We start from the raw sequence: 15076 nt of genomic DNA, 5'->3' as shown, positions 1-15076 counted from the left end.
TGATTAGAAGGTTGATACACGAATGAAAACAAATTGTGTTATCATTGATAACTACGATTCTTTCACCTATAATCTTGTTCATCTCATAAAGGAATTAGGAGTTGATGTAACGGTAGTTCGCAACAATCAGTTCTCCCTTGAAGACTTGAATAACTACGATCGTATTGTTTTAAGTCCTGGTCCTGGCGTTCCTTCAGAAGCTGGCTTACTATTGGACGTTATTCATCGTTATGCTGGGGTAAAACCTATCTTGGGTGTTTGCTTAGGACATCAAGCCATAGGTGAGGTATTCGGAGCAAAGTTGAAGAATTTGTCTGATGTCTTCCATGGTGTAACAACTGAAACCACACAAATCGTTGAAACGCCATTATTTGCTGGTTTGCCTAAAACCTTTCTCGTGGGACGCTATCATAGTTGGGTCGTAGAGAAAACAAACTTCCCCGATTGCTTAGAAATAATAGCCGAAAGCAAAGAGAGACTAATCATGGCATTACGCCATAGAACGCATAATATCTATGGCATCCAATTCCACCCAGAGAGCGTTCTAACACCAGATGGGAAAAGGATTATGGCTAATTGGTTACACATCTAACAAATAATTATTCTTGTACAAACTATGACAACAGCAGCAAGCTATATAGACGGAGTCATTGATGATGGAACGCCTTGGTATGCAGTGAGGCTATTCACACTGAAGCTTGAAGAGGTGAGAACCTACTTTACAAGTCATGGTTTGGAATGTTTCGTTCCAGAACAATATGTCGATGTAGAAGGACATGATAGAAAACCTCATTCTGTTCTTCGTCCTGTTGTTCGTAATCTTATCTTTGTTAAGAAACCTGGAGAAGACATTTCATTTCAGAAAATTGTACAAGAAGCCAACTATAAGATTAGCGTTGTAAAGAAAGCTAAGGATTCACAAGAGTATGCTCTTATCCCCCACGACCAGATGTATGAATTCCGTTTGATGTGTAATCCAGAGATAACGATGCGTAAGTTCCTATCTTCAGACGAGGCACAAATGAAAGCTGGGGACGAGGTTCTTGTTAAGTTTGGACCATTAAAAGGGATGACAGGTCGACTGGTGCGCTCAAGTAAGAAATATTATCTCCTAAAAGAAATACCAGGCATAGGCGTGATGCTTAAAGTCTCCCGCTGGTGCTGCGTTCCAATGGAGGAGAAATAAATCCCATATTGGCTGTATCACTACCTATTTTTATTATCATTCTCAGACACAGAAAACTTTTTCTAAAATACTTCAAAGATTCAAATAAGGTTTTAAAAAATCATTACATAATTTCAGATAAAACCTCTACATATAATAGCAAAAACACACATCAAAAGCAGGTTTGTAACTAAAAGAAAATCAATTGATTATAAGGTAGTACAAGAAAAGGTACCTAATTGAACTTCAAAAGGGTGTTAGTTAGACCTCAAAAGGGCATCTTTTGCAAGCCTATTAGGCGTCTTTTAGAAGCCAAAAGAGTATGTATCGACTTCAAATCATATAAAAACAGTTTACAAAAAACAACAACATAAAAATACGTTATTTGTAAAAAACGCTCATATAGTATAACTGATAGATTCACCAGTTTGCTATATGAGCGTTAAACGTATTGTTATAAAAGACTTACTTAGCTTTCACTTCTTCAGCAACAGCCTTTACAGCTTTTTTAGCAGAAGCCTTCTTGACAGGTTTCTTTGCTGCAGTTTTTGATGTAGTAGCCTTCTTCGCTGACGATTTCGTCTCTAACTGCGCACGGAGTTTATCACCTTCAACTTCCAATTTGTCAACCTTTGCTTGAAGATTACTAATATCATTAGTTCTCATTTCAATTTCATCGCCCTGGTTGCGGATAGTGGTAAGCAAGCTATTCAACTCCTCATTATCAATATCAGCAGGATAAAGCGTATTGACACGATTCAAGAAGTCGCCAAGAATATTCATATAATTGGTGAAGGCATCAAATGGACTATCATAGATACCACGATCCATTCCAACACGTGAAGGTTTGGTTGACATAAAGCGGAAGTTGTCACTTGCCTGCAAATAGTCCCAGTCTTGATTGATACGTGGGTCGTTAGCAATACGTACACGATCAGCAATACTATACAACTTGTTAAAAGCTTCACGCTGCATTGGATTACCCAACCATGTGCTGACATCACGTTCTTCATCCATCCAACTCAAGGTATCTGGCACATAGAGATTGTCAACACTCTTCAATTTCATGCAAATTTCTGTTGGAGTAGAGAAGGTAATACCCTGCTGCTTAGCACAAACTGGTAACGCCTTGAAGAACTCAAGAATATTACTTGACAATGGCTGTTCTATACCAAGTGCTGAAAGGTTCATAAAAATACCGATTACCTGCTCTTCATCTGGGAGTGCTGCAATCTGTGCCATATATGTATCAGCAAACAATGGATAGCCATCCCAATCTGAATTATTGAAACGCAATGAGATATCATCACTCAACTTCACATCACGCAACAGAAGTTTTAAGTTAGGAGCAAGAGCACAGTTGTATACATAATGTGGACTCTTCCAACCCAAGACATGCTTTGCACCCTCTGTCAACATTCCCTTAAAGCCCATCTGAGAAGCTATCAAACCAATATCGTCACTATAAATAAGTGATGAGTTACGTAATATCTTTGGTGTCTGACCAAAGTATTCCTTAATCTTCTGAGCCTGACGCTTTACTTCAGACTTAAAGCTTTCCTCATTAGCTAATGATGCCAAACCATGAGAGTAAGGTTCTGCAAGAAATTCTACACATCCTGTATTATTCAGTTCTTGCAGTTTGTCAAGCACCTGTGGAGCATGCATTTCAAGTTGCTCAATACCTACGCCCGAAAGTGAAAAGGCTACCTTAAATGCTTTCCCATTGTCTTTAATCATCTGTAACAGCGTATCCAATGCTGGCATATAGCTTCTCTCAGCGATTTCTGACACTGATCGTTCATTCTCGAAATCGTCATAATAATAATGGTCGGTACCAATATCAAAGAAGCGGTAACGTTTCAGGTGAATGACCTGGTGTATCTCGAAATATAAACAGATTGTTTTCATTATCTTTTTGTTTTAGTTTTAAAAAGGTTATTAGTACTCTCATGGCTTTCACTGCCAACCCAAGGTACGAAGGTAAAGTTCACGAATCCACGCACCAACCTTCTCCCATGTTATCTGGTCCACTTCTCGCTTACCTTCTACGGAGAGATAATCGAAAAGGCTCTCATTATGACAAATGGAGTAAATAGCATCAGCAAGCGCATGAATATCCCAATAGTCTACCTTGATGCAGTTGTTAAGAATTTCTGCACAACCGCTCTGTTTTGAAATGATACTCGGTGTACCACATTGCATTGCCTCCAAAGGAGAGATACCAAAAGGCTCACTGACTGACGGCATAACATAGACATCAGAGGCCTTCAAACACTCATAAACCTGCTTCCCACGCATAAAACCAGGGAAATGTAAACGATCCGCAATACCTCTTTCAGCAGCAAGATAAATCATCTGGTCCATCATATCGCCTGAGCCTGCCATACAGAAACGAACGTTACGTGTACGATGTAACACCATATTGGCGGCCTCAACAAAGTATTCTGGCCCTTTCTGCATAGTCAAACGACCAAGGAAAGTAACAATCTTCTCCTTACCCTTATGGTCAGGACGTGGGATATCAACAATCTCCTGTGGCAAAGAATAAACGGCATTATGAACCGTAAACACTTTACGTGGATCCTGATGATACTGATTTATTACCGTCTGGCGTGTAAGTTCTGATACACACATAATGCAATCAGCATTGTCCATACCATCTTTTTCTATACCATATACGGTTGGATTAACCTTACCACGTGAACGGTCGAAGTCGGTTGCATGTACATGGATGCACAAAGGCTTACCTGACACACGCTTGGCATGAATACCCGCAGGATAAGTCAACCAATCATGTGCATGAATAATATCGAATTCATAAGTACGTGCAACAACACCAGCAATAATCGAATAATTATTAATTTCCTCGTGCAGATTGGAAGGATAACCTCCAGCAAAATCCATTGCACCAAGGTCATTGACGTTCATATAATTGAAGTCGGCATAAATATGCTCACGCAACTTGTAGTAAAGTTCTGGTGACATAATATTGCCAAGACGACTCTTTACATAATCATAACCCAATTCACGATAAGCAATAGGCACATGATTCATTGCTACAATCTCAGCATAAGTATGGTCTTCATCACCAAAAGGATGTGGCAAACAGAGAATCGTCTCAACATCACCCTGTGCATGCAGACCTTCTGAAATACCAAAGTTAGCAGTTGCTAAACCACCATATACATGAGGAGGATACTCCCATCCAAACATTAAAACTTTCATACTGGTTCCTCCTCTTAAAATTTATACTTCTCAAGTAATTCTAACGTACGAAGCACCTCGGCTACATTCATGGCAAAAGAGATAGCTCCACGACCATGGAACGGTGGATTACCGTCGAAGAGTTCAGGTAGTGTACTAAGACAATGGTTAATCATCTCATCTTCATAACCTACCAACTGACGTTCTACAAAGCTCAGACGTGTTTGCTTATATAGCTTTAAGCAAGCCTCAAGATAGAAACCACCTAACCATGGCCAAGCTGTTCCTTGATGATAGGCAAGGTCGCGCTGACTCTGTGGGCCAGTATACATCGGATTATATCCGCCACTCTTTGGAGAAAGCGAACGTAGTCCCTTTGGTGTAAGTAGCTCTCGTGTACAAACACCTAAGACTCCCCTCCTCTGCTTTTGGTCAAGTGGAGAATAATCAAGTGCTACAGCAAACACCATATTAGGGCGTACACTCCAGTCAACCATTCTACCATCAACATAGTCATAAAGATAGCCATACTCATTGAGGTATGTTTCAACAAATGAAGTCTTACATTTCTCTGCAAGTGCATCAAGTTCGTTTGCGCGCTCTTCATTACCACTCTCCATCTCCATTGCAGCTGTAAAGCGTAGTGCATTGTACCATAGTGCGTTAAACTCTACGATATACCCAGAGCGTGGAACAACTGGTTGACCATTATTCATAGAATTCATCCATGTAATCGCTTCTCCCTTTGCATCAGCATAGAGCAATCCATTCGTATCTAAAGTGAGGTTTGGATGCTTACTTGCTAAGAGATAATCAACGATATCACGAATCAAACCCATGTAGAGTTTTCTACAACGATCCTTACCAGCCTCCTTAGCATACTGTTGTATAGCCCACACGCACCAAAGAGGAACGTCTGGTTTCTCCATCTCGTATATCTTCACGCTGAGCGGCTTACCTTCCATAAACTCACGTAATCCCTTTGCAGCGGTCTCCATTACCAGTTCGAAGTAATCTTGTTCTTCGATACTCAAAGTAAGTCCTGGTAAAGCAATGAATTGATCACGAGCACGACACTTGAACCAAGGATAGCCTGCAAGAATATAACGCTCATCGTTCTTTGTACGATTATGGAACTGATGAGCAGCATTAACAAGGCAGTGGAAGAAGTTATCACGTGGACTACGTGACTCCACTTCCTTATCAAACAGATTCTTCAAAGTTGATGTACGACATTCTGCCGTTGATGCTGCAAAGACAATACTTTCACCCTTGCTGATATTCATCTCAAAATAGCCAGGAACATAAAGGTCCTCATTAGAAGCATAACCACGCTCCTGCTCCTTTGGATATTCCAATCCACGATACCAGTAGGGTTCAAAGTGAAACTCATTCTTCTTTGAGAACTGCATAAAAAGCGATGGATAACCAGCATACATACACGTGCTGATACCATTATCCACAACCTCATACGAACGATTAGCAGCACCATTTTCATGAGTAAACTGGCGAACACTACGAAAGGCAAGGAATGGGCGGAACTGCAAAGTAGTCTTTGAGTGAGCCTCTAATAAAGTATAACGGATTAAAATACGGTCTTCATAATGCTGGAAGACAACCTCTTTTTTTAACAAGACACCACCTACCCTATAAAGCGTAGTTGGCACAGTATCACAGTCAAATTCACGAATATACTTATGTCCTTGTGGACTAAAGTTATTGCCCTGATACTTGTGCAAACCCAGATTGAAAGAGGCACCATGCTGAATGACGGTAGGGTCGAGCGAACTCAGCAGTACATGATTCTCGTCGTCCAGTTCAGGAACAGGAACAACAAGCAGTCCATGGTACTTACGTGTGTTACAATCAACAATCGTCGAACAAGAATAGGCACCAGAGCGATTCGTTCGTAACAGCTCTCTGGGAAGCGAATCTTGAAGATTGGTCATCAGAGCTTTTTCAAATTTTAAGTAGCTCATGTCTTTTAAGGTTTATTGTTTGGTTTTTATTTATCCTTTGGTAGAAGTCTTTACAGACTTTGCCCTTCGGCTCTTCAAAGATACAAATATTTTTCATAATGGCATCATAAAGTAAGATAATATTTACAATTATTAGTGTACAATAAAACATTCCTATACAAGTCTCCCATTCTCATCTTCGAAATATTCTGTTTTCTTGTGTTTGCAGTTATAATACTTAATAGAATGCGAAGGGTAATATAGCTCTTATTACAAATTTACTTTTAATTTAATTTGCTGTCATTTTAACATTCTCATAGAACTAACTGTAAACTAATTTGTTAGTATCTTATACGAGATGACAGAAGTGACAGCAAATTTGATTTTTCTTTCAACTAACTTATCAGTACTTGAACATATTTAAACCCAAATCAATCATTAGACTACAACGTTTCTGAATTTCTTGTTTTTGTGTTGTTACCTAACCAAGAAAGTCCTATTTTTTTTAGAGTAAAATATAACATTTTTCGTAACAACAATCTGCGCTTATCCAAACAATAGATTGCAGAATATTTAGCATACAAGACCATGCGTACTAAGCACCAACACCATGTGTGCGAAGCCTCCGCACATATTGTGCGGGGCAATAAAACGTTAGCAAAAAAGGTAAGAAGGGAGCGCTACTATCTCTATAATAAGAGAGAGAATGCCAATAAAACCTGCTTACATGAGAACCCCTTGCTGAACACTCATAACCAGCGTTCAACATTTCTATAAGTAGTTTAGACAAAATCTATAACTATTTAAAAGTAAAAAGGTTAATCTGGAATAAGGAAGTTAATAACTTCTTTCTCAACACCAATCGTAAATGTACCAACAGGCGTACCATTCAGGAGTCGACCATCAACACTGACTGGTGTGTGCTCAGCTATTTGTCCACTCAATTCCTGCGTTCTATATGGCATCACATTACGATGATTTAATATCTTATCCCGCAACAAGAGATACATTCCTTCCATTGCTTGCCACAGCTTTGGCTGAGAAACGATGGAAACATCGAGCAGACCATTATAAGGTACAGCATTCGGGGTCTGCCCATAACCTTGGGCATTACCAATACAAACGGTCATCAGACGCTGTTTTATACTATCTGTATTGATTTTCAGCGACATAAAATAATCCATACGCTGGAACATTAGCAGGAAGCAAGAGAGGATAAAGGAGATTGTACGGGATATAAAAAGGTGGCGCATACGGCGACGAAGACTCATGATATTTGCCACCATACCAATGTTTACACAGTTAAGGAAATATCGACGGCAACGCTCATTCTTCTTATTCTCGTAGCGAATACAGCCAACATCTACTCGTCTTACACGCTTCTGCTTGAGCCAAACAATCGTTTGTTCTAAGTGTGACTCGTCGAAACCCCAGAAGTGTGCAAAGTCATTTAACACGCCATTCGGGATAACACCCAACGTAATACGCTCACGCTCTTCTGGTTCTAAGAGCATGAGATAGTTGACCGCATCATTTAACGCAGAGTCACCGCCATAGATAATAATAGTTTTATAACCATTACTAATCAGCATCCGCACGAGTCTATCCACACTACGTGGATTCTCACTTTGCACCATATCATACTGTATATTGTGTGCTTGCAGACAGCGTTCAGCTTGTTCCCAACGCTTTACTGGATTACCAAGTAATCCTCCCTTCGGACAATAAATGATGCCCCATCTTCCTTCCTCTACCATAAGCTCAATATTTCTTCAACTTTATCTTCCATCTTTTGCACAGCATTCACCCAATGAATCGTAAAGCCACGACGCTTCATACCACGGAACCACGTCATCTGCCGCTTAGCAAACTGATGAATGGCGATTTCTAACTGTCGGAACATCTCGTTGTAAGACAGCCTACCTATGAGATACTCTGTCACAAACTTATATTCCAAACCATAATAGATAAGGTCTTCTGCAGGTATGCCCTGCTTCAGTAATCCTTCTATCTCGTCAACCATTCCTTCTTCAAGACGTGCTTTCAAACGATTGGTTATTTTCTTTCTTCGTGCTTCACGATCTATGTTTACACCTATTATTAATGACTTAATTGGTGGACATTGCCGCTCTTCTGTTGGCTTTGTGAGATTATAAGTTTCAATCTCTATCGCACGAATAGCACGCTGACAAGAATCAACATCCGTCTTGTTGTGCATGACGGAATGATTCTTTTTCTTCAGTTCAACCAACATTGCCGTCAATTCCTCAAGCGACTTTTCCTCTAACTCCTTACGCAGTTCAGGATTCTGTGGCACTGGCGAAAGGCTATAACCCTTCAGCACAGCTTCAATATAAAGACCTGTACCGCCGCAGAGAATAGGCAACACTCCCCTACTCCGTATATCTACATAACAATCAAGGAAATCCTGTTGATAGCGAAAAAGATTATACTTCGTACCTGGTTCACATATATCTATAAGGTGATAAGGTATTGCATGCCCCTCAACTGTGTAATCAGCCAAGTCTTTACCCGTACCAATATCCATGCCACGATAGACCTGACGGCTATCTGCACTGATGATTTCAGCGTTAAGCCGAGCAGCCAAATGTGCAGCAAGATCGGTCTTACCCGAAGCCGTAGGACCAAGAATGGTTATCATACGCTTGTCAGAAGCCATGCCTGCAGCTGTACCCTCACCTATCTGTTCATTCTTCATGTCACAAAGATAACAAAAAAATCCCTGCCAGCAAGCTGACAGGGACTATTATTTTATCCGTCAATCACTCTCTACGCAAGAGAGGATTGCAGATGACCTTCCGGTTGGTATTACTTCAACTCAGCGAAGTACTTGATTGTACGAACCATCTGAGAAGTATAAGAGTTCTCATTGTCGTACCAAGAAACAACCTGTACCTGGTAGCAATCATCGCTGATCTTGCTTACCATAGTCTGAGTTGCATCGAACAAAGAACCGAAACGCATACCGATGATATCAGAAGAAACAATCTGATCCTCAGTATAACCGAAGCTCTCAGTTGAAGCAGCCTTCATTGCAGCGTTGATACCCTCAACAGTTACGTCCTTACCCTTAACAACAGCAACGAGGATTGTTGTAGAACCTGTTGGAGTTGGAACGCGCTGTGCAGAACCGATCAACTTACCATTCAACTCTGGGATAACGAGACCGATAGCCTTAGCAGCACCAGTTGAGTTAGGAACGATGTTGCAAGCACCTGCACGTGAACGACGGAGGTCACCCTTGCGCTGTGGACCATCGAGAATCATCTGGTCACCAGTATAAGCGTGGATTGTTGACATGATACCTGACTGGATTGAAGCATATGCATTCAACGCAGCTGCCATTGGAGCCAAGCAGTTTGTTGTACAAGAAGCTGCAGAAATAACTGTATCATCAGTCTTCAAAGTCTTGTGGTTAGTATTGAAAACAACTGTTGGGAGATCGTTACCTGCAGGAGCAGAGATAACTACCTTCTTAGCACCAGCCTTGAGGTGAGCAGAAGCCTTCTCCTTAGATGTGTAGAAACCTGTACACTCGAGAACTACGTCTACGTTGTTAGCAGCCCATGGGCAGTTAGCAGCGTCCATCTCAGCAGAGATCTTAATCTCCTTACCATCAACGATGATAGAATTCTCAGTAGCCTCTACAGTGTGCTTACCCTCACCGAACTTGCCAGCGAAACCACCCTGAGCGGTATCATACTTCAACAGATGAGCAAGCATCTTAGGACTTGTCAAGTCGTTAATTGCAACAACCTCATAACCTTCAGCCTCGAACATCTGACGGAATGCGAGACGACCAATACGGCCAAAGCCGTTAATAGCTACATTTACCATTTTACTTTAAATTATTTATAAAAGTTTATAAAAACGAATTTCTTTTTACCTCCTTATAGAAGATTTTCTATCTTACGATTGCAAAGATACAATTTTTTTTTATTTTTGCAGTCGCTTAGCGTATTAATTATTATAAAAAATAACTCGTTTCGCACACATAGGCAATTCTATGCAATCTAACAAACCAAGATTGCAAAGTCTATATAACAAAAGAAAGGGTATTAGTATAAAAACACAAGACAAACAAACAAATTAACAACAAAATTAATTATGAGCAAACTTATTCAAGAATTCAAGGAATTTGCAGTAAAGGGTAATGCCGTTGATATGGCTGTCGGTGTAATCATTGGTGGTGCATTCGGCAAGATTGTTTCATCTATTGTAGACGATATCATCATGCCTCCTATCGGATGGCTTATCGGTGGTGTTAACTTCTCAGACTTGAAATGGACGCTACCAGCAGTAGAGATACCTGGTGTAACTGCTCCAGCTCCTGCAACCATCAACTATGGTAACTTCTTACAGACATTACTTAACTTCTTCATCATCGCTTTCTGTGTATTCATGATGGTAAAAGGTATCAACAAACTCTCTAAGAAGAAGGAAGAGGAACCAGCTGCTCCTGCACCTGATCCAGAGCCAACTAACGAGGAGAAACTGCTCTCTGAGATTCGTGATTTGCTGAAGAACAAGTAAACAACTATCTGAAATACAGATATAATCAGTCCGAAGATTCGTAATGATTCTTCGGACTTTTGTATTGACATCAACACCAATCTCCTTTCATTGAGATTACCGAAAAACTTTGCATCCCACCTATCTTCTATTCTAATATCAGCCTTCTAATGCAACTAAAAACGATGCATCAAAACAATAAACCTTCCCCTTTATTCAGACAACAAAGTATTGTCCCCAAATTTTCTTCATGAAAGAAAAGAATTATTTTCATGAACATAAATATTTTTCTTCATGAAAAGAAATATTTTCTTTCACGTAAATAATTGAAATAAGATAGATAACTGTAATATTATCAAGCTACTAAAACAAAGCTTTACGCCGTGATTATCAATGCTTCAAACGACATCTTACATCGTTTTAAAGCCCAACATAAATATCTCATCATTTCCTTTATAATATTATATAAAGGAAAATAGGGATGCACTTGCATCCCTACCCTTCTATTTTGTCTATTTTCCTTCTTACTCCCACTCAATTGTTGAAGGTGGTTTTGAAGAGATATCGTAACATACGCGGTTAACTCCCTTTACCTTACGGATGATTTCGTTGGAAACTTCTGCCATGAAATCGTAAGGGAGGTGTGCCCAGTCAGCTGTCATTGCGTCCATTGATGTAACAGCACGGAGAGCAACTGGATGCTCGTAAGTACGCTCATCACCCATCACTCCTACTGAACGAATCGTAGAGAGCAACACGGTACCTGCCTGCCAAACGTGATCGTAAAGACTTGAACCATCTGGCATAGTATAGTTGTGCATCTTCTCAATATAGATATCATCTGCGTCCTGAAGGATACGAACTTTATCACGAGTGATGTCGCCCAAGATACGAACAGCAAGACCAGGACCTGGGAATGGATGACGCTTGATAAGACGTTCTGGCATTCCAAGCTCATAACCTACACGGCGAACCTCGTCTTTAAAGAGCCAACGAAGTGGCTCACAAAGCTGAAGGTGCATCTCCTCTGGGAGTCCACCTACATTATGATGACTCTTAATTACCATACCCGTAATGCTAAGACTCTCAATGCGGTCTGGATAAATAGTACCCTGTGCGAGCCACTTAGCATCAGTAATCTTCTTTGCCTCAGCGTTAAACACCTCAACGAAGTCACGACCAATAATCTTACGCTTCTGCTCTGGGTCGGTAACACCTTCCAAATCCTTAAAGAACTGTTCTGATGCATCAACGCCGATAACGTTCAAACCAAGTCCCTTATAAGCTTCCATCACCTTTGTAAACTCGTTCTTACGAAGCATACCATGGTCTACGAAGATACAAGTAAGGTTCTTACCGATAGCCTTATTGAGCAATACTGCACAAACAGAAGAGTCAACACCACCAGAAAGACCAAGAATAACACGGTCGTTACCCACCTGTTCTCGAATCTCCTGAACAGCACTCTCTACAAATGAAGCTGCACTCCACTCCTGCTTGCTACCACAGATATTCACAACGAAGTTCTCCAACAACTGCTTACCCTGCAATGAGTGGTAAACCTCTGGATGGAACTGTACTGCCCATACTGGCTGTGTCTTTGATGCAAAGGCAGCATACTTAACGTCACCTGTAGAAGCTATAATGTCGTAATCCTCTGGGATTGCAGTAATCGTATCACCATGACTCATCCATACCTGCGAGCCTTTCTCAAAGCCTGCAAAAAGGCGGTTGTTAAGGTCGATACTCTCTAAGTTGGCACGACCATACTCACGTGTACCCGTCTGCTCTACCTTACCTCCATTTGAATAAGAGATGTACTGAGCACCATAACAGATACCGAGCACTGGAATCTTACCGATAAACTGACTGAGGTCTACCTTGAAAGCCTCTGGGTCATGTACGGAATAAGGTGAACCAGAAAGAATCACACCAATCACAGATGGGTCATCCTTCGGGAACTTGTTGTAAGGGAGGATCTCGCAGAAGGTATCCAACTCACGTACACGACGACCGATAAGCTGGGTTGTCTGTGAGCCGAAATCCAAAATGATAATCTTCTGTTGCATGTAAATGAATGTATTTAAAGAAAATCAGTCTCCGTCTTGGAGCTTTGATACTCTGAATTTGCAATAAAGTCTTCAGCAGCTTGTAAGCTGTCGAGTTTGCCTACATCAAGTAGATGAAGGTCGGTTTTTAGTTCACCACGGATATCAAGTGTGTCGCAATTATTGAGATAGAAGTCCATAATGGGGAACTTATCCTTATCAACAGCCTCAACGGTTTGTACCGCAGAGGGAGCTAACACGTGTATACCAGAGAAGGCACAGAGGTAACAGTTGTTCTGATAATAAGAACTTTCTTCCTCTGTTGGCGAAACGAAATGCAACTGACGTATCTCGGCATGAGGTGACTTCACCTCGCCTGTAGCCACATTTGTCCAGCCCACCAAGCGCATATTACTATCAAATATCAAGTAACGTTGGGTCACACGACGGCTTACCAGCAGCAGGGCATCTGCCTTTGTTTCTAAAGCATGGCGATAGAAAGCGTCTAAGTCCACATTACTTAATATGTCAACATTGTGAATCAGCACTGGCTGATGCTGATCAAAAAGCGAAGCAGCTCGCTTGATACCACCACCGGTGTCAAGGAGCTGCTCTGTTTCATCAGACACATAGATATCCACACCATAGTTGTGTGCATCCAAATAGTCTGTTATCTGGTTTGCAAAATGATGTACATTAACAACCATACGACTGCATCCAGCACCTATTAATCTCCTGATTACATGCTCAAGCAGTGGCGCACCTCCCACCCTTACCAACGCTTTTGGCATTGTGTCAGTAAGCGGTTTCAAACGGGTACCGAGTCCGGCTGCAAAAATCATTGCCTGCATTTGCTTTTCTTTTTATGCCTACAAAATTAATGCTTTTATTTCAGTCTACAAAGGAATGACGGACATAAATCAAAAAGAAAGGTTTTTACTTTGTATCTTATCGTTATAATATAGTCACAGAGTGAGGATAAAAAAGGTTCTTCCGTTAAACCCAAATCGGTCATTAGAGCCTAAACAGATTTTGTTTTATTGTCGAGCAGATTGCCTGTCTTTGTAACGCAGGCGTAGCGGGCTACGTCAAGTTGCAAAGACAGGCAAGATGACGACAAGAAAATAAAAGATGTTAGGAAACAACACTAAAACAAGATTTCCTGAAATATTGTGGTCTAATAACCGATTTGGGTTAAATATGTAGATTGTTCATAGAATGAGATTAATCCACATACATGGTATGATTTGCTCTAATTAAATGGTTTTATGGAGAAGAATAAACTGCATGATAAATGTAATTAGGTGCGATGTCTATCTGCCTTCTACAAACAACTTATTCCCTCATTAGTTGAGATTTGTAAACTATTTTCGTGCGGTTCAAAACTAATACATGCTCTTTCGGCTTCTAAAAGACGCCCAATTGACTTGCAAAAGGTGCCCTTTAAGACCCTTACTAACGCCCTTTTGAAGTCCAATTAAGCACCTTTTACTCTACTGCTTTATAACTAACTGATTACCTTATAGTTATAAACCTACTTTTATTTGTATTATTTCCGTTATTTATAGATGTCTTATTTGAGATTATATAATGATTTTTCAAAACCTTTTCTACAAATTACCGAAGTCTTAATTGAAATGACTTTTAATGTCAGAGGATGATAATAGGACAGATAGTTGACTATCTTAGTCATGTTTTTGTTTAATGAGTAACTTCGATTCTCCCGATAACGCAATACAAAAAGCGTTCACACATTTAACCCAAATCGGTCATTAGGCCACAATGTTTCAGGAATAAATGACTACAGAGACCTTACTCCTCCAGTTTCCATTGCCATTTTCTCATATCTACACAGCCATTTGCACGGAAGGTTATCCCTTCTACTTCCAACAAACCGCGCTGTTCTTCCCAACAAGGAGCCGTACGTCCGTTACCATTAACAACTCGATGACATGGCAAATTTTCTGTTTCAGATACGCCATGTAGTACTTTCCCAACCAAACGAGCATGACGAGGACAGCCTACAAGCCATGCTATTTGCCCATAACTCAGTACACGACCGCTCGGAATTGATGCCACAACATTATAGACTTCTTTGCGAAATTCTTCTATATCTACAGCCATTCTTACTCTAAATTGTCCTAATAAAAAAGGAGCGAAAGCAT

The 15076-nt window shown here is 40.5% G+C and carries 12 protein-coding genes; 3 read left to right on the top strand and 9 right to left on the bottom strand.

Features of this window, described 5'->3' with window-relative positions; all coding sequences use genetic code 11:
• Window positions 1–22: 22 nt before the first annotated feature.
• Window positions 23–592: an anthranilate synthase component II gene (locus J4861_RS07045; RefSeq protein ID WP_211817402.1), complete on the top strand. Its 570-nt coding sequence runs from the start codon at window positions 23–25 to the stop codon at window positions 590–592.
• Window positions 593–616: 24 nt separating this feature from the next.
• Window positions 617–1186 carry a UpxY family transcription antiterminator gene (locus tag J4861_RS07040; protein WP_211817401.1) on the top strand — a complete coding sequence of 190 codons (570 nt, stop codon included), beginning with the start codon at window positions 617–619 and terminating at the stop codon, window positions 1184–1186.
• A 444-nt stretch (window positions 1187–1630) separates the two neighbouring features.
• On the opposite strand, the gene J4861_RS07035 is transcribed toward J4861_RS07040, so the two are convergent.
• The 6 genes from J4861_RS07035 to gap form a co-directional block, all read right to left on the bottom strand.
• Window positions 1631–3076 carry a glycoside hydrolase family 57 protein gene (locus tag J4861_RS07035; protein ID WP_211817400.1) on the bottom strand — a complete coding sequence of 482 codons (1446 nt, stop codon included), beginning with the start codon at window positions 3074–3076 and terminating at the stop codon, window positions 1631–1633.
• A 48-nt stretch (window positions 3077–3124) separates the two neighbouring features.
• Window positions 3125–4393: a glycosyltransferase family 4 protein gene (locus J4861_RS07030; RefSeq protein ID WP_211817399.1), complete on the bottom strand. Its 1269-nt coding sequence runs from the start codon at window positions 4391–4393 to the stop codon at window positions 3125–3127.
• A 14-nt stretch (window positions 4394–4407) separates the two neighbouring features.
• Window positions 4408–6351 (bottom strand): glycogen debranching enzyme N-terminal domain-containing protein, encoded by a 1944-nt coding sequence (locus J4861_RS07025; RefSeq protein ID WP_211817398.1) that lies wholly within the window; start codon window positions 6349–6351, stop codon window positions 4408–4410.
• Window positions 6352–7148: 797 nt separating this feature from the next.
• Complete coding sequence (locus tag J4861_RS07020; RefSeq protein ID WP_211817397.1) at window positions 7149–8087, bottom strand: diacylglycerol/lipid kinase family protein; 939 nt, start codon at window positions 8085–8087, stop codon at window positions 7149–7151.
• On the bottom strand, window positions 8081–9049 hold the full coding sequence (gene miaA, locus J4861_RS07015; RefSeq protein ID WP_211817396.1) for a tRNA (adenosine(37)-N6)-dimethylallyltransferase MiaA: 969 nt from the start codon (window positions 9047–9049) through the stop codon (window positions 8081–8083). The genes J4861_RS07020 and miaA overlap by 7 nt, the downstream gene beginning before the upstream one ends.
• 110 nt (window positions 9050–9159) lie before the next feature.
• Window positions 9160–10188 (bottom strand): type I glyceraldehyde-3-phosphate dehydrogenase, encoded by a 1029-nt coding sequence (gene gap, locus J4861_RS07010; RefSeq protein WP_211817395.1) that lies wholly within the window; start codon window positions 10186–10188, stop codon window positions 9160–9162.
• A 270-nt stretch (window positions 10189–10458) separates the two neighbouring features.
• Between gap and mscL the strand changes: the two genes are divergently transcribed.
• Complete coding sequence (gene mscL / locus J4861_RS07005) at window positions 10459–10884, top strand: large-conductance mechanosensitive channel protein MscL (RefSeq protein WP_211817394.1); 426 nt, start codon at window positions 10459–10461, stop codon at window positions 10882–10884.
• A gap of 503 nt (window positions 10885–11387) precedes the next feature.
• Here the strand turns inward: mscL and guaA are convergent.
• The 3 genes from guaA to J4861_RS06990 all read right to left on the bottom strand — a co-directional run bounded on the left by guaA (window position 11388) and on the right by J4861_RS06990 (window position 15035).
• Complete coding sequence (gene guaA, locus J4861_RS07000; RefSeq protein ID WP_211804609.1) at window positions 11388–12932, bottom strand: glutamine-hydrolyzing GMP synthase; 1545 nt, start codon at window positions 12930–12932, stop codon at window positions 11388–11390.
• Between the two features lie 14 nt (window positions 12933–12946).
• Window positions 12947–13762, bottom strand: coding sequence for a sugar phosphate nucleotidyltransferase (locus J4861_RS06995; RefSeq protein WP_211817393.1), 816 nt, complete (start codon window positions 13760–13762; stop codon window positions 12947–12949).
• A 961-nt stretch (window positions 13763–14723) separates the two neighbouring features.
• A complete protein-coding gene (locus J4861_RS06990) occupies window positions 14724–15035 on the bottom strand; it encodes an MGMT family protein (protein WP_211817392.1) in 312 nt (103 codons plus the stop codon).
• Window positions 15036–15076: the final 41 nt, after the last annotated feature.

The organism is Prevotella melaninogenica, assembly GCF_018127925.1.
Classification (GTDB): Bacteria; Bacteroidota; Bacteroidia; order Bacteroidales; family Bacteroidaceae; genus Prevotella; species Prevotella melaninogenica_C.
Note: the sequence above shows the minus strand (reverse complement) of the source record. Positions and strands in the feature narration are given on the sequence as shown.